The sequence below is a fragment of the Streptomyces sp. NPDC055243 genome, assembly GCF_044544025.1.
Classification (GTDB): domain Bacteria; phylum Actinomycetota; class Actinomycetes; order Streptomycetales; family Streptomycetaceae; genus Streptomyces.
This window is the reverse complement of record NZ_JBITWR010000004.1, coordinates 337,741-362,337: the sequence shown is the minus strand read 5'-3', so window position 1 is coordinate 362,337 and position 24,597 is coordinate 337,741. Positions and strand designations below refer to the sequence as shown.

At 70.0% G+C, this 24,597-nt stretch carries 22 protein-coding genes; 10 read left to right on the top strand and 12 right to left on the bottom strand.

The window, feature by feature from the left end; translation table 11 throughout:
* The first annotated feature begins 71 nt into the window (after positions 1–71).
* Complete coding sequence (locus ACIGXX_RS14495) at positions 72–2,285, top strand: SpoIIE family protein phosphatase (protein WP_399975658.1); 2,214 nt, start codon at positions 72–74, stop codon at positions 2,283–2,285.
* Here the strand turns inward: ACIGXX_RS14495 and ACIGXX_RS14490 are convergent.
* The 3 genes from ACIGXX_RS14490 to ACIGXX_RS14480 all read right to left on the bottom strand — a co-directional run bounded on the left by ACIGXX_RS14490 (position 2,213) and on the right by ACIGXX_RS14480 (position 4,935).
* Positions 2,213–3,304 (bottom strand): AI-2E family transporter, encoded by a 1,092-nt coding sequence (locus ACIGXX_RS14490; protein WP_399975655.1) that lies wholly within the window; start codon positions 3,302–3,304, stop codon positions 2,213–2,215. The genes ACIGXX_RS14495 and ACIGXX_RS14490 overlap by 73 nt on opposite strands.
* Positions 3,305–3,350: 46 nt before the next feature.
* Entirely contained in the window at positions 3,351–4,307 is a 957-nt protein-coding gene (locus ACIGXX_RS14485; protein WP_351167175.1) for a pirin family protein, read from the bottom strand.
* 139 nt (positions 4,308–4,446) lie between these two features.
* Positions 4,447–4,935: an SseB family protein gene (locus ACIGXX_RS14480; protein WP_351167177.1), complete on the bottom strand. Its 489-nt coding sequence runs from the start codon at positions 4,933–4,935 to the stop codon at positions 4,447–4,449.
* A 158-nt stretch (positions 4,936–5,093) separates the two neighbouring features.
* On the opposite strand from ACIGXX_RS14480, the gene ACIGXX_RS14475 reads away from it, so the two are divergent.
* The 4 genes from ACIGXX_RS14475 (at position 5,094) to ACIGXX_RS14460 (ending at position 9,351) form a co-directional block, all read left to right on the top strand.
* Positions 5,094–6,926, top strand: coding sequence for an acyl-CoA dehydrogenase (locus tag ACIGXX_RS14475; RefSeq protein ID WP_366461595.1), 1,833 nt, complete (start codon positions 5,094–5,096; stop codon positions 6,924–6,926).
* A gap of 198 nt (positions 6,927–7,124) precedes the next feature.
* Positions 7,125–8,429 (top strand): M18 family aminopeptidase, encoded by a 1,305-nt coding sequence (locus ACIGXX_RS14470; protein ID WP_351167181.1) that lies wholly within the window; start codon positions 7,125–7,127, stop codon positions 8,427–8,429.
* Between the two features lie 88 nt (positions 8,430–8,517).
* Entirely contained in the window at positions 8,518–8,730 is a 213-nt protein-coding gene (locus ACIGXX_RS14465; protein WP_361466506.1) for a DUF6458 family protein, read from the top strand.
* Between the two features lie 126 nt (positions 8,731–8,856).
* Positions 8,857–9,351, top strand: coding sequence for an LURP-one-related family protein (locus ACIGXX_RS14460; RefSeq protein ID WP_351167185.1), 495 nt, complete (start codon positions 8,857–8,859; stop codon positions 9,349–9,351).
* Between the two features lie 38 nt (positions 9,352–9,389).
* Here ACIGXX_RS14460 and ACIGXX_RS14455 read toward each other — a convergent pair whose 3' ends face one another.
* Positions 9,390–10,193 carry a carbon-nitrogen family hydrolase gene (locus tag ACIGXX_RS14455; RefSeq protein WP_366461597.1) on the bottom strand — a complete coding sequence of 268 codons (804 nt, stop codon included), beginning with the start codon at positions 10,191–10,193 and terminating at the stop codon, positions 9,390–9,392.
* 170 nt (positions 10,194–10,363) lie between these two features.
* Between ACIGXX_RS14455 and ACIGXX_RS14450 the strand changes: the two genes are divergently transcribed.
* Complete coding sequence (locus ACIGXX_RS14450; RefSeq protein WP_361466512.1) at positions 10,364–11,188, top strand: maleylpyruvate isomerase family mycothiol-dependent enzyme; 825 nt, start codon at positions 10,364–10,366, stop codon at positions 11,186–11,188.
* Positions 11,189–11,210: 22 nt separating this feature from the next.
* Here ACIGXX_RS14450 and ACIGXX_RS14445 read toward each other — a convergent pair whose 3' ends face one another.
* Both ACIGXX_RS14445 and ACIGXX_RS14440 read right to left on the bottom strand, forming a co-directional pair.
* On the bottom strand, positions 11,211–12,518 hold the full coding sequence (locus ACIGXX_RS14445; RefSeq protein ID WP_351167191.1) for an MFS transporter: 1,308 nt from the start codon (positions 12,516–12,518) through the stop codon (positions 11,211–11,213).
* On the bottom strand, positions 12,515–13,189 hold the full coding sequence (locus tag ACIGXX_RS14440) for a GntR family transcriptional regulator (protein WP_351167193.1): 675 nt from the start codon (positions 13,187–13,189) through the stop codon (positions 12,515–12,517). Before ACIGXX_RS14440 ends, ACIGXX_RS14445 begins: the two co-directional genes overlap by 4 nt.
* A 157-nt stretch (positions 13,190–13,346) precedes the next feature.
* Between ACIGXX_RS14440 and ACIGXX_RS14435 the strand changes: the two genes are divergently transcribed.
* Positions 13,347–14,237 carry a D-alanyl-D-alanine carboxypeptidase gene (locus tag ACIGXX_RS14435; RefSeq protein ID WP_351167195.1) on the top strand — a complete coding sequence of 297 codons (891 nt, stop codon included), beginning with the start codon at positions 13,347–13,349 and terminating at the stop codon, positions 14,235–14,237.
* A 63-nt stretch (positions 14,238–14,300) separates the two neighbouring features.
* Here ACIGXX_RS14435 and ACIGXX_RS14430 read toward each other — a convergent pair whose 3' ends face one another.
* The 3 genes from ACIGXX_RS14430 to pdhA are packed head-to-tail and all read right to left on the bottom strand — an operon-like array spanning position 14,301 to position 18,000.
* On the bottom strand, positions 14,301–15,827 hold the full coding sequence (locus ACIGXX_RS14430; protein ID WP_399975645.1) for a dihydrolipoamide acetyltransferase family protein: 1,527 nt from the start codon (positions 15,825–15,827) through the stop codon (positions 14,301–14,303).
* A gap of 11 nt (positions 15,828–15,838) precedes the next feature.
* The gene (locus ACIGXX_RS14425; protein WP_351167199.1) at positions 15,839–16,819 is read right to left on the bottom strand and encodes an alpha-ketoacid dehydrogenase subunit beta; all 981 of its coding nucleotides are present in this window, start codon (positions 16,817–16,819) and stop codon (positions 15,839–15,841) included.
* A 2-nt stretch (positions 16,820–16,821) separates the two neighbouring features.
* The gene (gene pdhA / locus ACIGXX_RS14420; protein WP_351167201.1) at positions 16,822–18,000 is read right to left on the bottom strand and encodes a pyruvate dehydrogenase (acetyl-transferring) E1 component subunit alpha; all 1,179 of its coding nucleotides are present in this window, start codon (positions 17,998–18,000) and stop codon (positions 16,822–16,824) included.
* A gap of 381 nt (positions 18,001–18,381) precedes the next feature.
* Between pdhA and ACIGXX_RS14415 the strand changes: the two genes are divergently transcribed.
* On the top strand, positions 18,382–19,044 hold the full coding sequence (locus ACIGXX_RS14415) for a response regulator transcription factor (RefSeq protein ID WP_160506163.1): 663 nt from the start codon (positions 18,382–18,384) through the stop codon (positions 19,042–19,044).
* A 167-nt stretch (positions 19,045–19,211) separates the two neighbouring features.
* Positions 19,212–19,649 (top strand): pyridoxamine 5'-phosphate oxidase family protein, encoded by a 438-nt coding sequence (locus ACIGXX_RS14410; RefSeq protein ID WP_351167204.1) that lies wholly within the window; start codon positions 19,212–19,214, stop codon positions 19,647–19,649.
* A 118-nt stretch (positions 19,650–19,767) separates the two neighbouring features.
* On the opposite strand, the gene ACIGXX_RS14405 is transcribed toward ACIGXX_RS14410, so the two are convergent.
* Positions 19,768–21,345, bottom strand: a complete 1,578-nt coding sequence (locus ACIGXX_RS14405) for a protein kinase (protein ID WP_351167206.1) — start codon at positions 21,343–21,345, stop codon at positions 19,768–19,770.
* A 295-nt stretch (positions 21,346–21,640) separates the two neighbouring features.
* Here ACIGXX_RS14405 and ACIGXX_RS14400 point away from each other — a divergent pair, with 295 nt between their 5' ends.
* Entirely contained in the window at positions 21,641–23,296 is a 1,656-nt protein-coding gene (locus ACIGXX_RS14400) for a protein kinase (RefSeq protein WP_351167208.1), read from the top strand.
* A gap of 147 nt (positions 23,297–23,443) precedes the next feature.
* On the opposite strand, the gene ACIGXX_RS14395 is transcribed toward ACIGXX_RS14400, so the two are convergent.
* Positions 23,444–23,986: a bacterial proteasome activator family protein gene (locus ACIGXX_RS14395; RefSeq protein WP_351167210.1), complete on the bottom strand. Its 543-nt coding sequence runs from the start codon at positions 23,984–23,986 to the stop codon at positions 23,444–23,446.
* Between the two features lie 146 nt (positions 23,987–24,132).
* Complete coding sequence (locus ACIGXX_RS14390) at positions 24,133–24,549, bottom strand: hypothetical protein (protein ID WP_351167212.1); 417 nt, start codon at positions 24,547–24,549, stop codon at positions 24,133–24,135.
* Positions 24,550–24,597 lie beyond the last annotated feature (48 nt).

Below are 24,597 nucleotides of genomic sequence, written 5' to 3'. Positions count from 1 at the left end.
ATCACCCCCGGAGGGCTCTTCGCCACCCCCGGCGGTGGCGCCTTGTCCGTGGATCTTCCTAAAGTGGGTCAATGCGCACCGACGATCCCTTGCAGCAGGCGGGGGACGAACCCCTGCCTCCCGTGCGGGACGTCCTTGCCGCCATCGCGACCGGCCTGTGGCGCTGGAACAACGCGACCGGCACCGTCACGCTCGACGCCGAGGCGTCCCGGCTCCTCGGGCTCCCCGCGCGTGCCCAGAGCCTCACCGAGGCGGGTGTGCGCTCCCGCTTCCACCCCGTCGACTGGAACGAGATCGACGGCATCGTCCAGCTCGCCGTCGCCGAGGGCACCCTCGCCGAGGCCCGCCTGCGGATCATGGACGAGCAGGGGCGCCGGGTCCTGCGCATCGTCCGCAGCCGCTCCAAGCCGATCGTGGACGAGACCACGCACTCGTACGAGCTCATCGGCACCCTCCAGGAGGTCAGCGAGCCCCCGCCGGGCGCCGCCGCCCGCTCCCCCGTCACCGGCGACTGGCGGCGCTCCCGCGAGGCCTTCCTGCTCGACGCGGGGCGCGCGCTCGCCGAGGCGCGGTCGACCGAGGAGGTGCTCCGGGTCGCCGGCGGGCTCTCCATGCCGGGGTTCTCGCCGGACGGGCTCGGTGTCTTCGGCCTTGAAGGCGACCGGCTCAAGGTCATCGGGCATCACGGCCACCAGCCGGGGGACGACCTGCCCTTCTCGGCGATGCCCCTGGACACGGACTATCCGGCCGCCGAGGTGGTCCGCACGGGCCGCGCGGTGTATCTCTCCTCGCCCGAGGAGTACCACCGCCGCTACCCCGCCACCTGGCCGCTGGCCCGGCCCTTCGAGCGGCAGTCGTGGGCGTTCTTGCCGCTGACCGTCGCGGGCCGCACGATGGGCGCCTGGCTGGCCGCCTTCGCCTACCCCGTCTCGTTCACGCCGGACGAGCGCTCCGTCCTGACGACGGTGGCCCGGATGCTGGCCCAGGCCCTCTCCCGGGCCGGGGTCGCCGAGTCGGAGCGGGAGCTGACGGAGGGTCTTCAGCGCTCGATGCTGCCGCTGCTCGGGCCGCGCATCCCGGGGATGAGCGTGGCCGCGCGGTACGTGCCGACCGGCGGCGGGCTCCAGGTGGGCGGCGACTGGTACGACATGATCCCGCTGCCCAACGGCCGCATCGCCTTCGTCATCGGCGACGTCCAGGGCCATGACGTGCGGGCGGCGGGCCTGATGGGACAGCTGCGGATCGCCCTGCGGGCGTACGCGTCCGAGGGCCACCGCCCGGACGCCGTGCTCTCCCGGGCGACGCGCTTCCTCTCGGGGATCACGGACGGCATCACGATCGGCTCGGACGGCGACCCCGGCGGGGACCCCGCCGACCCGCGCTTCGCGACCTGTCTCTACGTGGAGGCCGATCCGGCCACCGGTGTCCTGGAGATCGCCCGCGCGGGCCACCCGGAGCCCGCGATACGCATGAGTGACGGAACGGTCCTGCTGCGCCCCACGGCCGGCGGTCTGCCGCTCGGCATCGACCCGGACGCGGACTACCCCACGACCCGCCTCGTCCTGGAGGCCGGCGAGACGATGCTGGTCTGCACGGACGGCCTCATCGAGACCGGCGGCCACGACCTGGACAGCGGCTGGAAGCGGATTCGCAAGATCCTGGAGGAGGACGGGGGCGACGACGGCGACGACGGCCTCGAAGAGCTGGCCGACACCCTCGTGCAGGCCGTGCACGGGCCCTCCTCGCACCACACCACCGGGCCGCTCGTGGACCGCCGCGAGGACGACATAGCGGTCCTGCTGCTGCGCAGAGCCGGTCACCCCGCCCACCGCACGCCCGCACGGCGCACCGTCCTGACGGTCGCGCAGGCCGAGCCGGAGCGGATCGCGGGAGCGCGGCGCCATGTGCGGGAGCTGCTGCACGACTGGGCGGTCGCCGATCAGGTCGACTCGGCGGTCCTGATGGTCTCCGAGATGATCACGAACGTACTGGTGCACACGGACGGCGACGCCCTCCTGGTCGCCGAGGTCATCGGGGAGCCGGGCTCGCGCCGGCTGCGGGCCGAGGTGTCGGACGGCAGCGACGACCTGCCGCACAAGCGCCACCCCGGTGAACTGGCCTCGTCCGGGCGGGGGTTGGTCCTGATGGAGCTGCTCGCCGACGAGTGGGGGGTGGACCCCAGGGGCGAGGGCAAGAGCATCTGGTTCGAGCTCTACGAGGGGGACGCGGGGCCTTCCACGGGGCTGTCCGAGGCCGAGGAGGGCCCGGCGGAGCCCGCCGGGTAACGCTCCCGCAGCTCCGAGATCACCCCGAAGGCCGCCGCCGTCACCGGCACGGCGAGCAGCATCCCGAGGATTCCGGCCACCGACGCCCCGGCGGTGATCGCCAGCATCACGACCGCCGGATGCATCTGCACGGTCCGCGACTGGATCACCGGCTGGAGCACGTGCCCCTCCAGGACCTGCACGGCGAGCACGACGCCCAGCGCCCACAGCGCGATGACGAAGCCCCGGTCGGCGAGCGCGACCAGGACGGCGACGGCTCCGGAGATGAACGCGCCCAGGTAGGGGATGTAGGCGCCGATGAACACGAGCGCGCCGAGCCCCCACGCCCCCGGCACCCGCAGCACCAGGAGCCCGATCGTGATGCAGATGGCGTCGATGAGCGCGATGAACGTGGTGCCGCGCATGAAGCCCTCGACGGCCTCGAAGGCCCGGCGGCCCATCGCCTCGACGGTGTCGGCGGTGCCGCGCGGGGCGAGCGAGCGCATGGAGCCCATGGCCCGGTCGGAGTCGCGCAGGAAGAAGAAGACGAGCAGCAGCGCGAGGACGGCCATGGCGATCATCTCGCCGACGACGCTGAGCCCGCTGATCACCCCGGACGCGGCGGAGCCGCCGAACTTGCCCAGGAGTTCCTTGGCGTTGGACGCCATGTCGTCCAGGGAGGTGCCCGCGGCACCGAAGTGCTCGGACAGGTCGGCGGCGGCCTGCTTCACGGAGGCGATGATCTGGTCGCCGGTGTCGACCAGGGCCTTGACCACGATGTACATCGCGCCGCCGACGACCGCGACGACGGCCGCGCAGGTGAGCCCCGCGGCCAGCGAGCGCTGCACCTTCATCTTCAGGAGCCAGCGGTAGACGGGCCCCAGGAGTGCCGTGCCGAGGAGGGCGAGCAGCACCGGCGTGACGGCCGTCTTGAGGATGACGAACAGCCAGATCGCCACGGCGGCCACGCCGGCGACGAGCAGGAGGACCACGCACCAGGCGGCGGTACGACGTGCGGGCTCGGGCAGGAGGGTGCTCACCCTCCTACCCGAGCACGGGCCGTGCGGCCCCGCACCTTATGTACGGCTACATGCCGTGCACGGCCGGAACCGTGCCGAGCAGACCCTTCTGGAAGTCCTCGAACGCCTGCTGGAGCTCGGCCTGACTGTTCATCACGAACGGTCCGTAGTGCGCCATCGGCTCACGGATCGGCTGCCCGCCGAGCAGCACGACCTCCAGGTCGGGGGTGTTCCCGTCCTGCTTCTCGTCCGCGCGGACGGTCAGCGAGGAGCCGGAGCCGAAGACCGCGGTCTGGCCCATGTGCACCGGACGGCGCTCGGCACCGACCGTGCCGCGCCCGGCGAGGACGTACGCGAGGCCGTTGAAGTCCTCGCGCCAGGGCAGCGTGACCTCGGCGCCGGGGCGCACGGTCGCGTGGATCATCGTGATCGGCGTGTGCGTGATGCCGGGGCCGTCGTGGCCGTCGAGCTCACCGGCGATGACCCGCAGGAGCGCGCCGCCGTCGGGGGTGGTCAGGAGCTGCACCTGGCCGCCGCGGATGTCCTGGTAGCGGGGATCCATCATCTTGTCCCGCGCGGGCAGGTTCACCCACAGCTGGAGGCCGTGGAAGAGGCCGCCGGACTGGACGAGGGACTCCGGCGGGGCCTCGATGTGCAGGAGGCCCGACCCGGCGGTCATCCACTGGGTGTCGCCGTTCTGGATGGTGCCGCCGCCGCCGTTCGAGTCCTGGTGCACGAACGTGCCGTCGATCAGGTACGTCACGGTCTCGAAGCCGCGGTGCGGGTGCCAGGGCGTGCCCTTGGGCTCCCCGGCTCCGTACTCCACCTCGCCCATCTGGTCCATCATGATGAACGGGTCGAGGTGCTTGTAGTTGATCCCCGCGAAGGCCCGGCGCACCGGGAAGCCCTCGCCCTCGAAACCGCTCGGCGCGGTCGTCACGGCGAGCACGGGGCGGGCCACGGCGTCGCCGGACGCGGCCACACGGGGCAGGGTCAGCGGGTTCTCGACGGTCACAGCGGGCATGTCGGTGCCTCCTTCTTCGTACGTCCACTTTAGTTGAACGTAGAACTTCTTGCCACCGGGAACGCGGGACGCCCGGAGGGAATTCCCTCCGGGCGTCCTGTCTGGCCGGAAACGGCCGCCTGTGGCCGCGCGGCGGCGCCTAGCCGTACATCCGGCGCATGGCGAAGTCGACCATCTGCTCGACGGCCTTGGCGTCGAAGACCATGCGGTGCTCGCCCTCCATGTCGAGCACGAAGCCATACCCGGTGGGAAGGAGGTCGATGACCTCCGCGCCCGTGATCACGAAGTACTTGGACTCCTTGCCCGCGTACCGGCGCAGCTCCTTGAGCGAGGTGAACATCGGAATCACGGGCTGCTGGGTGTTGTGCAGGGCGAGGAAGCCGGGGTTGTCGCCGCGCGGGCAGTAGACCTTCGAGGTGGCGAAGGTCTGCTGGAAGTCCTCCGCGGACATCGAACCCGTGGTGAAGGCGCGCACCGCGTCCGCGAGGGACGGGGGAGACGGCTCGGGGTAGAGCGGGGGCTGCTGGGCGTATCCGCCCGCGCCGCCCGGCATCTGCTGCGGCGGCGGCTGCGCCCCGGGCGGGGCGTACTGCTGCTGGGCGCCTGGGCTCTGGTCGTAGCCGTACATGTCCGCAAGAGTACTGAGCCCGCACCCGCACCGCGCACGAGTACTGAGTCACAGATGACCTATTAGGGGTTGCTTCTTATTACTGGCGGGTAGCATCATCGTAGCTACTAGCTGGTACTGATCCTGTTGATCCCTTTTCTGCTTACGGAGCCGTCGCCATGGGGCACTACAAGTCGAATCTCCGCGACATCGAGTTCAACCTCTTCGAGGTACTCGGCCGCGACAAGCTGTACGGCACCGGCCCGTTCGCGGAGATGGACGTCGACACCGCCAAGACCATCCTCGACGAGCTGCGCCGCCTCGCCGAGAACGAGCTGGCCGAGTCCTTCGAGGACGCCGACCGCAACCCGCCGGTGTTCGACCCCGAGACCAACACCGCGCCGGTCCCGGCGTCCTTCAAGAAGAGCTACCAGGCCTTCATGGACTCCGAGTACTGGCGCCTCGGCCTGCCCGAGGGCATCGGCGGCACGACCGCTCCCCGCTCCCTGATCTGGGGTTACGCGGAGCTGCTTCTCGGCGCCAACCCGGCCGTGTGGATGTACTCCTCCGGTCCGGCGTTCGCGGGCATCCTGCACGACGAGGGCAACGAAGCGCAGAAGAAGGTCGCCGCGATCGCCGTCGAGAAGCAGTGGGGCTCGACGATGGTCCTGACCGAGCCGGACGCCGGTTCGGACGTGGGCGCGGGCCGCACGAAGGCGGTGAAGCAGGAGGACGGCTCCTGGCACATCGAGGGCGTGAAGCGCTTCATCACGTCCGGTGAGCACGACATGTCGGAGAACATCCTCCACTACGTCCTCGCCCGCCCCGAGGGCCACGGCCCCGGCACGAAGGGCCTCTCGCTCTTTCTCGTCCCGAAGTACGAGTTCGACTGGGAGACCGGCGAGCTGGGCGCGCGCAACGGCGTGTACGCGACGAACGTCGAGCACAAGATGGGCCTCAAGGCGTCCAACACGTGCGAGATGACGTTCGGCGACCAGCACCCCGCCAAGGGCTGGCTGATCGGCGACAAGCACGACGGCATCCGCCAGATGTTCATGATCATCGAGTTCGCCCGCATGATGGTCGGCACGAAGGCCATCGCGACGCTCTCGACGGGTTACCTGAACGCCCTGGAGTACGCCAAGGAGCGCGTCCAGGGCCCGGACCTGGCCCAGTTCATGGACAAGACGGCGCCCAAGGTGACGATCACCCACCACCCGGACGTCCGCCGCTCGCTGATGACGCAGAAGGCGTACGCGGAGGGCATGCGCGCCCTGGTCCTGCACACCGCGGCCGTCCAGGACGACATCCAGATCAAGGAGGCGGCGGGCGAGGACGCGTCGGCGCTGATCGCCCTGAACGACCTCCTCCTGCCGATCGTCAAGGGCTACGGCTCGGAGAAGTCGTACGAGCAGCTGGCGCAGTCGCTCCAGACGTTCGGCGGCTCGGGGTACCTCCAGGAGTACCCGATCGAGCAGTACATCCGTGACGCCAAGATCGACACCCTCTACGAGGGCACGACGGCCATCCAGGGCCAGGACTACTTCTTCCGGAAGATCGTCCGCAACCAGGGCGCCGCGCTGAACGGCCTCGCCGAGGAGATCAAGAAGTTCCTCGCGGTCGGCACCGGCGGCGAGAGCCTGGCCGGGGCCCGCGAGGAGCTGGCCAAGGCCGCGGTCGAGCTGGAGGCCATCGTCGGCGTCATGCTGACGGACCTCGCGGCCACGGAGTCGGACGTCAAGTCCATCTACAAGGTGGGCCTCAACACGACCCGCCTCCTGATGGTCTCGGGCGACGTCGTCGTCGGCTACCTCCTGCTGCGGGGCGCGGCCGTCGCCGCCGAGAAGCTGGAGTCGGGCTCCGCCTCGGCCAAGGACAAGTCCTTCTACGAGGGCAAGATCGCCGCGGCCAAGTTCTTCGCCGCGAACGTCCTGCCGGGCGTGGCCAACGAGCGCAAGCTCGCCGAGGGCGTGGACCTGGACCTGATGGAGCTGGACGAGGCCGCGTTCTAGCCTTCGCGACACTTCAGGTGGTGGCCCGCTCCCGTTCAGGGGGCGGGCCACTGTCGTCTGCGGGGTGATCGGGTGGGTGGGCGGGAAAGATTCCGCGCGAGCGGCGGTACAGGCCCCCGGGATACGGGCAGATCCGGTACAGAACCTCCCAGAAATGGCCCCCCTCGCCCAGAGGAACCGCTAGCTAGGCTGGAAGCCATGAGCACACTTGCCCGCTTCGACCGCGGCCACTCCGACGACCTCATGACCTTCCTTGCGGCAAGCCCCTCCCCGTACCACGCAGTGGCGAGCGCCGCGGAGCGGCTAGAGAAGGCCGGTTTCCGGCAGGTCGAGGAGACCGACGCCTGGGACGGGTCGACCGGCGGCAAGTATGTGCAGCGCGGCGGCGCGATCGTCGCCTGGTTCGTCCCCGAAGGTGCCTTGGCGCACACCCCGTACCGCATCGTCGGCGCCCACACCGACTCCCCCAACCTCCGCGTCAAGCCGAAGCCGGACGCGGGCGCGCACGGCTGGCGGCAGGTCGCGGTCGAGATCTACGGCGGCCCGCTGCTCAACTCCTGGCTCGACCGCGACCTCGGCCTCGCGGGCCGGCTCTCGCTGCGGGACGGCTCCACCCGCCTGGTGAACATCGACCGGGCCCTGCTGCGCGTCCCGCAGCTGGCGATCCACATGGACCGCGGCGTGGTCGCCGACGGCCTCAAGCTCGACAAGCAGAAGCACATGCAGCCCATCTGGGGGCTCGGCGACGACGTGCACGAGGGCGACCTCATCAGCTTCCTGGAGGAGGAGTCGGGACTCGCCCCCGGCGACGTCACCGGCTGGGACCTGATGACGCACCCCATCGAGGCCCCCTCCTACCTCGGCCGCGACCGCGACCTCATCGCGGGCCCCCGCATGGACAACCTGCTGTCCGTGCACGCCTGTACGGCCGCGCTCGCCGCCGTCGCCACGGCGGACGACGCCGACTCCCTCCCGTACATCCCCGTGCTCGCGGCCTTCGACCACGAGGAGAACGGCTCGCAGTCCGACACCGGCGCCGACGGACCGCTCCTCGGAAGCATCCTGGAGCGGTCCGTGTTCGCGCGAGGCGGCGCGTACGAGGACAAGGCCCGCGCCTTCGCCGGCACCGTCTGCCTCTCCTCCGACACGGGCCACGCCGTGCACCCCAACTACGCGGAGCGGCACGACCCGACGCACCACCCGCGCGCCAACGGCGGCCCGATCCTCAAGGTCAACGTCAACAACCGGTACGCCACGGACGGTTCCGGACGTGCCGTCTTCGCCGCCGCGTGCGAGAAGGCCGGCGTGCCCTTCCAGAGCTTCGTCTCGAACAACGCGATGCCCTGCGGCACGACGATCGGCCCGATCACCGCCGCCCGGCACGGCATCAAGACCGTCGACATCGGCGTGGCGATCCTCTCCATGCACAGCGTGCGCGAGCTGTGCGGTGCCGACGATCCGCACCTGCTGGCCAACGCGTTGGTGGCCTTCCTCGAGGGCTGAAGGACGATTTCCGCTTCTCCGTGTGATCGCGGCGGGTCCGGGTACCCGGGTGCACGCCACGACTTCACGACTTAGGGAGGCGGTCCTCATGGGCCTGGGCGGATGCATCATCCTGATCGCCGCGGGCGCCATCCTCGCGTTCGCCACCGACTGGGAGATGGAAGGCATCAACCTCACCGTCACCGGTCTCATCATGATGGCCGTGGGCGTGATCGGTGTCGCCGCGTTCACCAACGCACGCCGCAAGACGGTCGTGCCGCCGGGTGCCACGGTGATCAGGACGGACGACGAACACCACTGACCACCACTCACCGACGGGCCCGGCAGCCACCCCCAGGGCTGCCGGGCCCGTCGGCGCACCGCCACGTCACGGTGAACTCCCCCGGCTTCCCCGGTGCCGCGCCCGCCGCGGGGTAGTCATGGCCCCATGAAACTTCTCGTACGCGACCGGCTGCTGGGCATCGGCGACGACTACTGGATCGAGGACGACCAGGGCCAGAAGGTCTTCTTCGTCGACGGCAAGGCGATGCGCCTGCGCGACACCTTCGAGCTCAAGGACATGCAGGGCCGCGTCCTCATCGACATCCGCGCCAAGATGCTGGCGCTGCGCGACACGATGGTGATCGAACGGGACGGGGACACGCTGGCCACGGTCAAGCGCAAACGCCTCTCGCTGCTGCGCAACCACTACCGCGTGGACCTCGTCGACGGCACCGAACTCGACGTCAGCGGCAAGATCCTGGACCGCGAGTTCGCCATCGAGTACGACGGCGAACTCCTGGCCGACATCTCCCGCCGCTGGTTCCGCGTCCGCGAGACGTACGGCCTGCACGTCACCCGCGAGGACGCCGACGCGGCCCTGCTCCTTGCCGTCACGGTCTGCGTGATCCGCCTGGCGGAAAAGGAACGCGACGACGACTAGCCCCCGCGGGACTCGGCTGAGGGACTCAGCCGGGGGACTCAGCGCCGCGGGACGTCCATCCCCAGCAGCCGGTCCTTCAGCGCCGGGAACTGCTCCCGCGTTGCAGCCACCTTGGAGAGGTCGAGGTCGACGGTGAGGACCTCCTCACCGTCCCCGGCCTCGGCGAGCACCTCGCCCCAGGGGTCGACGACGACGCTGTGCCCCGCCTGGGGGACGCCGGCGTGCGTGCCGCCGGTGCCACAGGCAAGGACGTACGCCTGGTCCTCGACCGCCCGCGCCCGGGCGAACAGCGTCCAGTGCTCACGCCGCCGCGCCGGCCACCCCGCGGGGACGACGAACATCTCGGCGCCCGCGTCGACGAGCCCCCGGAAGAGCTCGGGGAAGCGCAGGTCGTAGCACGTGGCGAGCCCGATCGCCGTGTCAGGCGTCCGCACCGTCACCAGCTCGCTGCCCGCACCCATCAGCACGGCCTCGCCCTTGTCGAAGCCGAACCGGTGGATCTTCCGGTAGGAGGCGGCGAGTTCACCCTCGGGCGAGAAGACGAGCGAGGTGTTGTAGAGGTCCCCCGAGGCGTCCCGCTCCGGAATGGACCCCGCGTGCAGCCAGAGCCCCGCGTCACTCGCGGCCTTGGCCATCGCTTCGTACGTCGCCCCCGCCAGGGGCTCCGCCTCGCTCGCGAACAACTCGTACGCGAAGGCGCCCGTGGTCCACAGTTCGGGGAGAACGACGAGATCCGGCCGCTCCCGCCCGGCGACCTCACGGACCAGTGAAGAGACCCGCGAGCGACGGGAATTGACCGATTCGCCCTCGTCTACGGCGATCTGGATGAGGGAGGCGCGCACACTACCACCGTCCTGGCATTCGAGCCGTCAATGCAGGCCTACGATCGTCACACGAAAGCACTGCAGGGGTGCCTGCGGGCAGCGTACTGTGATTTTCCGGGGGAGCCCCCCGGACCCCCACAGACGCGTCTCAGACACCCACCGCCCGCGTACGACCGTCGAGGGGTCCCGTGAGTCTCCATCCCAGCCTGCAAACCTACGCCGACGCCTGGACCCAATCCGTATCAGCCATATCCGAGCTGGTGTCACCGCTCGCCGAGGGAGAGTGGAGCTGGGCCACGCCCTGCCCCGGCTGGTCGGTGCGCGATGTCGTCTCCCACGTCATAGGCCTGGACTGCGAGATGCTGGGCGACCCGCGCCCCATCCACACCCTGCCCCGCGACCTGTACCACGTACAGACCGAGGGCCAGCGGTACATGGAGGTGCAGGTCGACGTCCGGCGCCACCACACCGCGCCCGAGATGACCTCCGAGCTGGAGTACACGATCATCCGCCGCTCGCGGCAGCTGCGGAACGAGTCGCGCGACCCTTCGCACAAGATCCGCGGTCCGCTCGGCACCGAGCAGACCCTCGAACTGGCCATGCGGATGCGGGCGTTCGACGTCTGGGTGCATGAGCAGGATCTGCGTACGACCCTGAAGAAGCCCGGCGACCTGGACTCCCCGGGTGCGTATGTCGCGCGGGACCTCCTGCTGCAGGGACTGCCCAAGGTCGTCGCCAAGAAGGCGGCGGCGCCGGTCAATTCGGCGGTCGTCTTCGACGTGAGCGGGCCCGTCGAGTTCCTGCGCACGGTCCGCGTCGACGCCGATGGCCACGCCACGGTCGACAGCTCCCCCTCGCTCGGCCCGCTCGCCACGCTCGGCCTGGACTGGGAGACGTACTTCCGCCTCGCGTGCGGCCGCGTCTCGTACGCGTCGGTGGCCGACCGGATCAAGATCGAGGGCGATCACGGCCTTGCCGATGCCATCCTGCGGGAGTTCGCGGTCACGCCGTAGCTCCCCCGCGGCCGCCTCGCCCTCACACGGGCACGTGCACGGCCTCGACGCGGCTGGCGACGAGCCGCTCCTTCTCCCTGCGCACCGCGCGCGTCCGCAGCCGCAGGATCTGGCTGAGGCCGAGCGCCTCGAGGACGAAGACGGCGGAGAAGGCGATCCGGTAGTTGTCGCCGGTCGCGTCCAGGAGCACGCCGACGGCGAGCAGCGTCGTCATGGAGGCGACGAAGCCGCCCATGTTCACGATGCCGGAGGCGGTGCCCTGGCGCTCCGGCGGGTTCGCGGGCCGCGCGAAGTCGAAGCCGATCATGGACGCGGGGCCGCAGGAGCCGAGCACGACGCAGAGCGCGACGAGGAGGCCCATCGGGGCGTGGTCGCCGGGGTAGTGGATCGTCACCGCCCACATCACGGCGGTCGCCGCCACCGTGCCGATGGCGAGCGGCGTGCGCGCCGCGTGGTGCCGGGCGACGATCTGGCCGTAGACCAGGCCCACCACCATGTTGGACAGCACGACGAGGGTGAGCAGCGCCCCGGCGCTCGCGCGCGTGAGCCCCTGCGCCTCGACGAGGAACGGCAGGCCCCACAGGAGCAGGAACACCATCGCGGGGAACTGCGTGGTGAAGTGCACCCACAGCCCGAGCCGGGTGCCGGGCTCGCGCCAGCTCAGGGCGATCTGCTTGCGCACGAAGGCCCCGCCGGTGTGCCGCACCGGCGCCGGTTCGTGGCCCTCGGGGTGGTCCTTGAGGAACAGCGTCATCAGTACGAGGACGACGACACCGCAGAGCGCGCTGCCGGCGAAGGCCGCGGTCCAGCCGACGGAGTGCAGCAGCCGGGCGATGACGAGGGTGGAGACGAGGTTGCCCGCCATGCCCACCAGACCGGCGAGCTGGGCGACCAGCGGTCCGCGCCGGGCCGGGAACCAGCGGGTGCCAAGGCGCAGCACGCTGATGAAGGTCAGCGCGTCACCGCAGCCGAGCAGCGCGCGGGACGCGAGCGCCATTCCGTACGAGGGCGAGAAGGCGAAGCCGAGCTGCCCGAGCGTGAAGAGGACGACGCCGATGGTCAGCACGCGCTTGGTGCCGAGCCGGTCGACCATCAGGCCGACGGGTATCTGCATGCCCGCGTACACGAGCAGCTGAAGGATCGAGAAGGTGGAGAGCGCGGACGCGTTCACGTGGAAGCGGTCGGCGGCGTCGAGCCCGGCGACGCCGAGGGAGGTCCGGAAGATGACGGCGACGAAGTAGACGGCGACGCCGATGCCCCAGACGAGCATGGCCTTCTTGCCGCCCGGGGGATCACCGGGGAGCGAGACGGGTGCGGCGGCGGAGGTCATCGGACTTCGCCCCTGGCCAGGTTCTGGAACCAGCCGACGTGCCGGGTGACCACGGCGACCGCCCCCTCCGCGTCCCCGGCGCGCAGCGCGTCGAGGATCTCCTCGTGCTCCGCCAGCGTCTTGGCGATCCGGTCGGGGTGGGAGTGCATCACGGCGACGCCCATCCGCAGCTGCCGGTCGCGGAGCTGGTCGTACAGGCGGGCCAGGATCTCGTTCCCGCCGCTCCGCACGATCTCGGCGTGGAAGCAGCGGTCGGTCACGGCCGCGGCGGCGAGGTCACCGGCGGCGGCCTGTTCGCGCTGCCGGCCGAGGAGCTCTTCGAGGCGGGCGACCAGACCCGGCGGCGCGGGGACCGCCTTGCGCACCGAGTGCGTCTCCACCAGGAGCCGCGTCTCGACGACATCGGCGATCTCCTGCACGGACACCGGCAGGACCAGCGCCCCCTTCTTCGGGTAGAGCCGGAGAAGGCCCTCCACCTCCAGCTTCAGGAGGGCCTCGCGCACCGGGGTGCGGGACACCCCGACGGCCTCGGCGAGCTCGCCCTCGGTGAGCAGCGTGCCGCCCTCGTACCGACGGTCGAGCACGCCCTGCTTGACGTGCGTGTACACACGCTCCGCCGCGGGCGGCTGCTTCAGGGCTGGTGTGAGGGGAGAGGCGGGTGCGACAGGCATGCGCACAGCATAGATACAACACGTACCCATGAGGTCGTCCAGTCCACGATCCGGACTTCACCCCTCTCAGAGCACATCCATTCGCCCCTCTCGTGCGTCTCACCATCAAGCGGCACCCTCATGTGGCCGTATTCCAGGGGCATTTGGAGCATTGAACTTGAACACCCCCATTAAGGGCATTCGACGCGCATCGGCCGTAATCGTCACTGCGGGTGCGGTATTCGCGGGCGGAGCCCTCACGACCCCGGCCCATGCGGCCGCGCTGCCCAAGCCGTCGATCGCCGCCAAGGGCGGCTTCGTGATGAACAACGGCACGGGCAAGACCCTGTTCACCAAGGCCGCGGACACCCGCCGGTCCACCGGATCCACCACCAAGATCATGACGGCGAAGGTGGTGCTCTCGCAGCCGAACCTCAACCTCAACTCCAAGGTCAAGATCGAGAAGGCCTACAGCGACTACATCGTCAGGAACACGGCCTCGTCCGCCCGGCTGATCGTCGGCGACAAGGTCACCGTCCGCCAGCTCCTGTACGGCCTGATGCTGCCGTCCGGCTGCGACGCGGCGTACGCGCTCGCGGACAAGTTCGGCAAGGGCACCACCCGCTCGGCACGCGTGAAGTCGTTCATCGGCAAGATGAACACGCAGGCCAGGAGCCTCGGCCTGACGAACACCCACTTCGACTCGTTCGACGGCATCGGCGGCGCGGGCAACTACTCCACGCCCCGCGACCTGACGAAGCTCGCCAGCAGCGCGATGAAGAGCTCCACGTTCCGTACGGTCGTGAAGACGAAGTCGACGAAGCAGAAGGTCACCACGAAGAGCGGTGGCTACCGCTACATGTCGTGGTCGAACACGAACAACCTGCTCAGCAGCTACAGCGGCGCCATCGGCGTGAAGACGGGCTCCGGCCCGCAGGCCAAGTACTGCCTGGTCTTCGCCGCGACCCGTAACGGCAAGACGGTCATCGGCACGGTCCTCACCTCGACCTCCGCCGACAACCGCACGAAGGACGCGAAGAAGCTGATGGACTACGGCTTCAAGAAGTAGCCCCTGCGGGGATACGACGAGGGGGCCCGCCGCGTGATGCGACGGGCCCCCTCGTCGTACTGCCTACGCCCAGGTGATGAGCCGCTTGGGCTGCTCCAGGATCGCCGCCACATCGGCGAGCACCTTGGAGCCGAGCTCGCCGTCGACCAGGCGGTGGTCGAAGGAGAGCGCGAGCGTCGTCACCTGACGCGGCTTGACCTTGCCCTTGTGGACCCAGGGCTGGAGCTTGATCGCGCCGACCGCGAGGATCGCGGACTCGCCAGGGTTCAGGATCGGCGTGCCGGTGTCGACGCCGAAGACGCCGACGTTCGAGATGGTGACCGTGCCGCCCTGCATCGCGGCCGGGGTCGTCTTGCCGTCCTTGGCGGTGGAGACCAACTCGCCCAGCGACGCCGCCAGTTCGGGCAGCGTCTTGGCGTGCGCGTCCTTGATGTTCGGGACGACCAGGCCGCGCGGGGTGGCCGCGGCGATGCCCAGGTTCACGTAGTGCTTCTGGACGATCTCCTGATTCGCCTCGTCCCAGGCCGCGTTCACGTCCGGGTTGCGCCGGATCGCCACGAGCAGCGCCTTGGAGATGAGCAGCAGCGGGTTCACCCGCAGGCCCGCAAAAGCCTTGTCCTGCTTGAGCTCCTCGACCAGCTTCATCGTCCGCGTCACGTCCACCGTCACGAACTCCGTGACGTGCGGCGCCGTGAAGGCCGAGCCGACCATCGCCTGTGCGATGGCCTTGCGGACGCCCTTGACCGGGATGCGGGTCTCGCGGGCGTCGGTGCCGGCCGCCGGGGCGGCGGCAGGAGCGGCAGCCTCGGCGGCCACCGGCTGCGGCGCGGACACGGGGGCCTGGGCGGGGGCGGTCTGGGCGGCCTGGGCGGAGGCCTGGGCCACCGCCGCGTGCACGTCCTCGCGCGTGATGATCCCGTCAGGGCCGGACGGGACGACGGCCGTGAGGTCGACTCCCAGGTCCTTGGCGAGCTTGCGCACCGGCGGCTTCGCCAGCGGGCGCTCGCCGACGCGGGCGGGCGCGGGGGCGGCGGCTTCGGCCGCGACGTCAGCCGCGCCCGAGCCGTTCAACTCGGCCTGGACCGCAGCCGCGTAGTACGTGCCCGCGGCCTCGGCCTGATCCTGCGCGGACTTGCGCGCGCGGCGCTTCGTCGAGGACTCGGCGACCCCGTAGCCCACGAGCACGGGCTGGCGGCCCGTGGGAGCGGCCTCCTCCTCGGGGGCGGCTTCGGAGGCAGCCGCAGGAGCGGCCTCCCGCACCGGGGCGACGGCTGTCTCCGCGGGCGCTTCGGTCTCCGCAGGCGCGGCGGGCTCCGCGGGGGCGCTTCCGCCGGACACGTCCACCGCGATGATCACCTGGCCGACGTCGACCGTGGTGCCCTCGGGGAAGCGCAGTTCCCGTACGACACCGTTGAACGGAATGGGCAGTTCGACGGCGGCCTTGGCCGTCTCGACCTCGCACACCACCTGCCCGTCGGTGACCGTGTCACCGGGAGCCACGAACCACTTGAGGATCTCTGCCTCGGTGAGCCCTTCGCCCACGTCGGGCATCTTGAACTCGGCCAGCGCAGCGTCTGTCATCGTCGTCACGACCCTCTCCCTCAGTACGCCAGCGAGCGGTCGACAGTGTCGAGCACCCGGTCGAGGCCCGGCAGGTACTCCTCTTCCAACCGCGCCGGCGGATACGGCGCGTGGAAGCCGCCGACCCGCAGCACGGGAGCCTCGAGGTGGTAGAAGCACCGCTCGGTGATGCGGGCCGCGATCTCCGCGCCCGTGCCGAGGAAGACCGGGGCCTCGTGGACCACGACCAGCCGGCGCGTCTTCTCGACCGAGGCCTGCACGGCGTCGAAGTCCATCGGCGACATGGAGCGCAGGTCCACCACCTCAAGGGACTTGCCCTCTTCGGCGGCGGCCGCCGCGGCCTCCAGACAGACCTTCACCATCGGGCCGTACGCGACGAGGGTCAGGTCCGTGCCCTCGCGGGCGACCCGGGCCTTGTGCAGGGGCGCCGGGATGGCGTCCGTGTCGACCTCGCTCTTGTCCCAGTAGCGCCGCTTCGGCTCGAAGAAGATCACCGGGTCGTCGCTCTGGATGGCCTGCTGCATCATCCAGTAGGCGTCCGAGGAGTTCGACGGCGAGACGACCTTGAGACCGGCCACGTGCGCGAACAGCGCCTCGGGCGACTCGCTGTGGTGCTCGACCGCGCCGATGCCGCCGCCGTACGGAATGCGGATGACGACCGGCATCTTGATCTTGCCGAGCGCGCGGGCGTGCATCTTCGCGAGCTGCGTGACGATCTGGTCGTACGCCGGGAAGACGAAGCCGTCGAACTGGATCTCCACCACCGGGCGGTAGCCCCGAAGGGCCAGGCCGATGGCCGTGCCGACGATGCCGGACTCGGCGAGCGGGGTGTCGATGACACGGTCCTCGCCGAAGTCCTTCTGGAGCCCGTCCGTCACCCGGAAGACGCCGCCGAGCTTGCCGACGTCCTCGCCCATGATGAGGACCTTGGGGTCGGTGTCCAGCGCCGTGCGCAGCGATTCGTTGATCGCTTTGGCAAGGGGAAGTTTCTGTACGCCCATGGTCACTTACCGCCCTCGACCGCGAACGACGCCTGGTAGGCCTCGAACTGCGCGCGCTCCTCGTCGACCAGCGCATGCCCGTCCGCATACGCGTTCTCGAAGATCGCCATCAGGTCCGGATCCGGCATGGCCCGCACCACCTCTCGCACTCGCTTTCCCAACGCTTCGCTCTCCGCCTCGAGTTCCGCGAAGAATCCCTCATCCGCGTGACCTTCGGCCTCGAGATAGGTCCGCAGGCGCAGGATCGGGTCCTTGGCCTCCCAGGCCTCGCGCTCGTCGTCGTTGCGGTACTTCGTCGGGTCGTCGGAGGTGGTGTGCGCGCCCATGCGGTAGGTGAACGCCTCGATGAGCGCCGGGCCCTCGCCCGTACGCGCCCGCTCCAGCGCCCACTTGGTGACGGCGAGCACGGCGAGCACGTCGTTGCCGTCGACCCGCACGCCCGGGAAGCCGAAGCCCTGCGCGCGCTGGTAGAGCGGCACGCGGGTCTGCTTCTCGGTGGGCTCGGAGATCGCCCACTGGTTGTTCTGGCAGAAGAACACGACGGGAGCGTTGTAGACCGCGGAGAAGGTGAAGGCCTCGGCGACGTCGCCCTGGCTGGAGGCACCGTCCCCGAAGTACGCGATCACGGCCGAGTCCGCGCCGTCCTTGGTCACGCCCATCGCGTACCCGGTCGCGTGCAGCGTCTGCGAGCCGATGACGATCGTGTACAGGTGGAAGTTGTTGGTGTTCGGGTCCCAGCCGCCGTTGTTCACGCCGCGGAACATGCCGAGCAGGTTCGTGGGGTCGACCCCGCGGCACCAGGCGACGCCGTGCTCGCGGTAGGTCGGGAAGACGTAGTCGTCGTCGCGGGTGGCGCGGCCCGAGCCGATCTGGGCGGCCTCCTGGCCGAGGAGCGAGGCCCACAGGCCCAGCTCGCCCTGGCGCTGCAGGGAGGTGGCCTCGGCGTCGAAGCGGCGGGTGAGAACCATGTCGCGGTACAGGGCGCGCATCTCGTCGGCGGTGATGTCCGCGACGTACGCGTCGTACTCGGCGTTCTTGACCCGCTTGCCCTCAGGGGTCAGCAGCTGGATCAGCTGGGGTTCCGTGCTCTTCTTCGGCGCGGCCTTCTTGGCGCTTGCGCGCTTGCCGCCGCTGGTACTGCTGCGGCGCGGTGTGCGCGCGGCGGTGCTCTCCACGGTCACGTGTGCTCCTCCGTCGGTCCGGCCCCCGGGATTACCGGGTAAGCCAGTGCGGCTCGCCTGATCCGTGCCCGCGCACGGGGTGGGTGCGACTCGGCCGGGAACAGGCGTGACAGGTGCCCCGGCGAGCGCCCTGCACAATGCACGTTACCCAGTGCTTCCCAATTCTGTGAAACCCCATCTGACCTGCGAATTTGCTTGGATTTCCAAGTATCTGACTGCTTGGATTACCGAGTAAATCCAGAAAGTCGGGAACAGTTCCTGGTCACAGCACTGATCACAGCCTGGCAGGGGGCCGGAACACCGGCACGTTATCCCGGCCACCCCGCGCACGGGAAGAGTTCAGCTCAGGCACTGCGAGAGATCGTGTGTGAGACTGGCTCCGTGCGCGAAGACGGAAAAATTACGGTATTTCTCCTCGACGACCATGAAGTGGTGCGCCGTGGAGTCCATGAGCTGCTCTCCGTGGAGTCCGATATCGAGGTCGTCGGCGAAGCGGGAACGGCGGCAGACGCCCTGGTCAGGATCCCTGCGACCCGGCCGGACGTGGCCGTGCTCGACGTGCGGCTCCCGGACGGCAGCGGCGTCGAGGTGTGCCGCGAGATCCGTTCGCAGAACGAGGACATCAAATGCCTGATGCTCACCTCGTTCGCGGACGACGAGGCCCTCTTCGACGCGATCATGGCGGGCGCCTCCGGCTATGTCCTGAAGGCCATTCGCGGCAATGAACTGCTCTCCGCCGTCCGTGATGTGGCAGCGGGAAAGTCCCTGCTCGACCCCGTCGCCACGGCCCGGGTCCTGGAGCGGCTGCGCGACGGAAACACCCCCAAGGGCGACGACCGTCTGTCGAACCTCACGGATCAGGAACGGAAGATCCTCGACCTGATCGGCGAGGGCCTGACCAACCGGGTGATCGGCGAACGGCTGCACCTCGCCGAAAAGACGATCAAGAATTACGTCTCCAGCCTGCTCTCCAAGCTCGGCATGGAGCGACGCTCGCAGGCGGCCGCGTACGTGGCACGCATGCAGGCGGAACAGCAGCACTGAGCCGTCACGGTCGGCGGTTGGTGGTCGGCGGTTGGTGGTTGGTGGTCGGTCGTTGGTGGTCGGCCACGCTCCGTCACGGTTCGTGTCCTGAAACGGGACTTACGTCCCCGTCCCCCAGGGGCGAGATCCCCTTCCCCGGCCCCCCGCCGGTGCCAGAGGGTGGACGCATGCCTTCCGACGCTCAGGATCAGGACGAACGGCTCGCCTTCGAACTGCTCGGCCGCACCGACTACGGCCGGGTCGCGACCAGCATGCGCGCGCTGCCCTTCCTCGCCGCTGCCCGCCACGTCGTCGTGGACGGGCGCATCCTGCTGCGGATGCACAAGGGATACGGCTACCACCAGGCCTGCCTCGGCAGTGTCGTCGCCTACGGGGCGGACAACCTCAGCGCCGAGACCGCGCAGACGGGGCAGTGGACCGTCCAGTTCGTCGGCCTCTGCGAGGCGATCGAACCGACCAACGACGAGCTGCAGCTCTTCGGCCCCGGCCCGCACTACGTGGACGGCGAGCTCTACGACCCGGTCTACATGCGCATAGAGCCGCAGCTGGCCACGGTGCACACGCTCCAGGGCGGGCGGCAGCGCCAGCTCCAGCGCACCTTCTAGAGCCCGTACACCGCAGACGCATACACAGACGCAGACGCACGCGCGCGTGGCGCCCTTTCGGGCTCCACGCGCGCGTGCGTCTCGCTGACAGGCTGTTCTACGGGGTGCTCGCCCCTGCTCAGCCGTCGCCCTCGCCGCCGGCGACATCGCCGGTGCCGCCGTTCGTCACCGGCGGGTCCTCGCTGGTCGGAGTGCTGGGGTCGTCGGTGGGCGTCGTCGGCTCGTCCGTCGGCTCGGTCGGCTCGTCCGTCGGCTCGTTCGTCGGCTCGGTCGGCTGGCTCTCGGTGGGCGTCGGGTCGTAGTCGGTGGTGGGCGGCGCCGAAGGCGTGTACTCGCCCTGGCCGCCGGAGCCGTCGCCGGGCACCGTGGTGTCCTCGTCCGAGGTCTCCTCGTCCGAGCTCTTGCTCGGCTTCTTCGTCTCGGACTGCTTGGTCGGCGCCTTCGTCGGGCCTTCCTTCTCCTTCTGCTTGTCGCCGTTCGCCGACAGCGCGAACGCGACACCCACGGCGATCGCGATGACCGCGAGCACCGCGAGAATCCACATCTTGCCCCGGCCCTTGCCGTTGCCGTCGCGGTGACCGCCCTCGAAGCCGCCGTCGTCGCCGCCCGGCGGACGCAGCATGGCGCCCGGGATCTGCGCGGTGCCGGAGTCGCCCGGGTGCTGCATCGCGGAGGTGCCCGCGACGCCCATCGCCGGGGTGTTGCCGCCCGCGTGCATGCCCGCGACGTCGACGGGTCCGGTGTTCCAGGTCCCGGTGTGGCTGCCCTGCTCGTGCAGCATCTGCAGCCCGTACTGGACCAGACCGCGCATCTCCTCGGCGGTCTGGAACCGGTCGTCCGGGTCCTTGGCGAGCGACCGCATGACGAGGCCGTCCAGCTCCGGCGGCGACGCGTCCGAGGTCTCGGACGGCGGCACGGGGATGTCCTGGACGTGCTGGTAGACCACGGAGAGCGGCGTCTCACCGGTGAACGGGGGCCGCAGCGCGAGAAGTTCGTAGAGCAGACAGCCGGTCGCGTACAGGTCGGAACGGTGGTCGACGGCCTTGCCGAGCGCCTGCTCCGGGGAAAGGTACTGGGGCGTGCCCATGACCATGCCGGTCTGGGTCATCGTCGACTGCGCGCCGTGCAGGGCGCGGGCGATGCCGAAGTCCATCACCTTCACCGCGCCGGTGTCGGTGATGATCACGTTCGCGGGCTTGATGTCGCGGTGCACGATGCCGTGCTGGTGCGAGTACGCGAGCGCCTCGAGCACCCCGGAGACGATGATCAGGGCCTGCTCGGGACCCGGCGCCTCCGCGTTGAGCAGCAGGTCGCGGATCGTCCGGCCCTCGACGATCTCCATGACGATGTACGGGACGACACTCGGCCCGACGACGTCCTCGCCGGAGTCGTAGACCGCCACCACCGCGTGGTGGTTGAGCCCCGCCACCGACTGGGCCTCGCGTGTGAAGCGGGCCTTGGAGACCGGGTCCTCCGCGAGATCGGAGCGCAGGAGCTTGACGGCGACCGTACGGCCGAGACGTACGTCCTCGGCCGCGAACACCTCGGCCATGCCGCCACGGCCGAGTCTGTGGGTCAGCCGATATCGGCCATCCCCTACAAGCCCGCCATTACCCCACAACTCCGGGGCGTCTGACATACCGCCGCCAGTCGCCTCGGGGTCGGACGGGCCCTGAGCGCGCTGCGTCTGTGCCATCAGTCCTCGCCGTCGTTTCTGGTCGTGGTGCTTGGTGGTACTGGGGGATCCCCGCCGGGCCACGCTACAGCCTCCGCGCGGCGCGGCGGTTCGAGGTGGACCGGACATCAAACCCGCCGGGCGCCCTCACGCGCAAACTTGTAACGCTTCCGAGACGCTTCTTGCGCGTACGGTCACGGAACGGGCATCGAGCTTGACGTGTCACTGCCCTCGGGCAGACTTGGCCAGGAATAGCGGGAATCGATCACCGATCGCGGAGCCGTCCGGCACACCGCGCCGATGGGGGACGCACGACATGAGCAGCCAGGACGGCGCACAGGGACGGTATGCGGGGCGCTCGCTGGCCGGTGGCCGGTACCAGCTGCGCGATCTTCTCGGTGAAGGCGGCATGGCCTCCGTGCACCTGGCGTACGACTCCGTGCTCGACCGTCAAGTCGCTATCAAGACGCTCCACACCGAACTCGGACGCGAGCAGTCCTTCCGCGAGCGCTTCCGCCGCGAGGCCCAGTCGGTGGCCAAGCTCACGCACACGAACATCGTCTCGGTCTTCGACACCGGCGAGGACGAGCTCGACGGCGCGACGATGCCGTACATCGTCATGGAGTACGTGGAGGGCAAGCCGCTCGGCTCCGTCCTCGACGCGTCCGTCGCCCAGTTCGGCGCGATGCCGTCCGACCAGGCGCTGAAGATCACCGCCGATGTGCTCGCCGCTCTCGAGATCAGCCACGAGATGGGCCTGGTCCACCGCGACATCAAGCCCGGCAACGTGATGATGACGAAGCGCAACGTCGTCAAGGTCATGGACTTCGGCATCGCCCGCGCCATGCAGTCCGGCGTCACCTCCATGACGCAGACCGGCATGGTCGTCGGCACCCCCCAGTACCTCTCGCCGGAGCAGGCACTTGGCCGCGGCGTGGACGCCCGGTCCGACCTGTACTCCGTCGGCATCATGCTGTTCCAGCTGACCACCGGGCGGCTGCCCTTCGAGGCGGACTCGCCGCTGGCCATCGCGTACGCGCACGTCCAGGAGGAGCCGGTCGCTCCGTCCTCGATCAACCGCTCCCTGCCGCCGGCGGTCGACGCGATCGTCGCCCGCGCGCTGAAGAAGAACCCGAACGAGCGTTTCCCGACCGCCGAGGCGATGCGCGACGAGTGCCTGCGCGTCGCCCAGTCCTTCCAGGCGGCCGCCCCGAGCATCGTGCCGGGCGCCCAGACCGCGAGCGGCGCGGGCGTCGGCGCGGCGGTCTTCCCGCCGGTCGACTCCTCGCTCCCGCAGCAGGGCGGCGTCCAGACGCCGTACCAGCCGGGTCCCTACGGCCCGGCCACGCCGACCCCGGGCCCCGTCACCCCGGGCTACGGCTACCCGCAGCAGGGTGGCTACCCGACCCCGGCGCCCACGAACGCGTACGCCCCGCAGGCCTCGCAGACCCCGCCGCCGTACATGCTCTCGCCGCAGCAGGCGCAGACGTCGGTGCACGGGCAGGGCGGCGGCTCCGGTTCGGGCGGTTCGGGCGGTGGCAAGCGGAACATGCCGGTGGTCGTCGGCTCGATCGTCGTCGCGCTGCTCGCCATCGGCGGCGTGATCGCGGCGGTGTCGCTGAGCGGCGACGACGGGGACAAGGACCCCAAGGAGAAGGAATCGAGCGCGGCGCCGGTGGCGGGACATCGCGGTCCGGACCGGACGAAGACGATCGAGACCGAAGAGTGCACCGAGCCCGACACGGCGTACAACGACGAGGACAAGATCAAGGTCCCCGACTTCACGTTCAGGGACTGGAAGTCCGTGCAGAAGTGCCTTCAGGCGGCGGGCTGGCAGTACGACAAGCGCACGACGGACGAGAACACCTACGGGGAGGACACCGTCATGTCGCAGTCCCCCAAGGAGGGTTCCGACGTCGACCCGGACGACGTGGACATCGAGATCACCATCTCCACGGGCAACCCGGCCTGAGCGGTCGCGGCATCCGAGTCAGCACCTGACGCGAAGGGCCCGGTCACTTGGTGACCGGGCCCTTCGCGTTCTCTCGGTGACCGCTCAGAGATCTCAGAGGTCTTAGAGCTGTCAGAGGTCTCAGAAGCCTCAGAGGTCTCAGAGGTCTTAGAGGTAGGGCCCTCCGGTCCGTCCCGCGATACCGCCGTCCTCGTCCTCCTCGCCACCGCCCACACCGGGCGGCAACGCGCGCCGCATCGATTCGAGCTGTGCCCGCGCCGCCATCTGCTGCGCGAAGAGGGTCGTCTGGATCCCGTGGAAGAGTCCCTCCAGCCAGCCCACGAGCTGGGCCTGCGCGATGCGCAGTTCGGCGTCGCTGGGCACTCCCTCGTCGGTGAAGGGCAGGGAGAGGCGCTCCAGTTCCTCGACGAGCTCGGGGGCGAGACCGTCCTCGAGCTCCTTGACCGAACTTGCGTGGATCTCCTTGAGCCGCACCCGGCTCGCCTCGTCGAGAGGAGCCGCGCGCACCTCCTCGAGCAGCTGCTTGATCATGCTGCCGATGCGCATCACCTTCGCCGGCTGTTCGACCATCTCCGTCACCGGGACCTCGCGGGAGTCGTCGTCTCCGCCTCCGCCGAGCGCCATTCCGTCCTGTCCGACAACCAGGACCTGGGGGCTCTCCGGCGACCGTTCGTTCCTCGGCATCTCCATGCCGCCATTCTCTCGCACGCGTACGTCACACATCGGTGGTGCCCCCATTTGCCGCTGATCCACCGTGTACGAGGGGGCCGGTCGTGTCGGCATGCGCGTCAGCGGTCGTGCCAGCGGTCGTGTCAGCGGTCGTGTCAGCGGTCGTGTCAGCCGCGGCGCAGTCGTACGGCGAAGAACGCGACACCGAGGCCGATGAGGACCAGGCCGCTGCCGAGCGGCAGGACGCGCAGGCCCGGCACGGCGGGCTCGGAGGCGGTCCGCCGGGTGGCGTGGGACGCCGTGGTCCTGGTGGCGGGCTGTCTGTCGGCCAGCTCGACGGGGGGCGGCTTCGGCGTACTACGGGCCGGTACGGACGCGGAGGGGGACGCGGGCGGTGGTGGCGGCGGCTGTGGCGGTGGCGGCTGTGAATCCGCGCGCCCCGGCCGGGCCCGGCCGTCGCCGGGGACGCTGCCGGCGCGGGTCTCGCCGGGGGAGGGGTCAACGGCGTACGAGGTCGGGACGAGGGAACGGGGTGAGACGGGTGAGGCAGATGAGACGGCCAGGAGCACCGTCAGAATCAACAAAGGGCGAAGCCATGGAGTCATCGCGCTGACCCCCTCCCGCTACCGGGT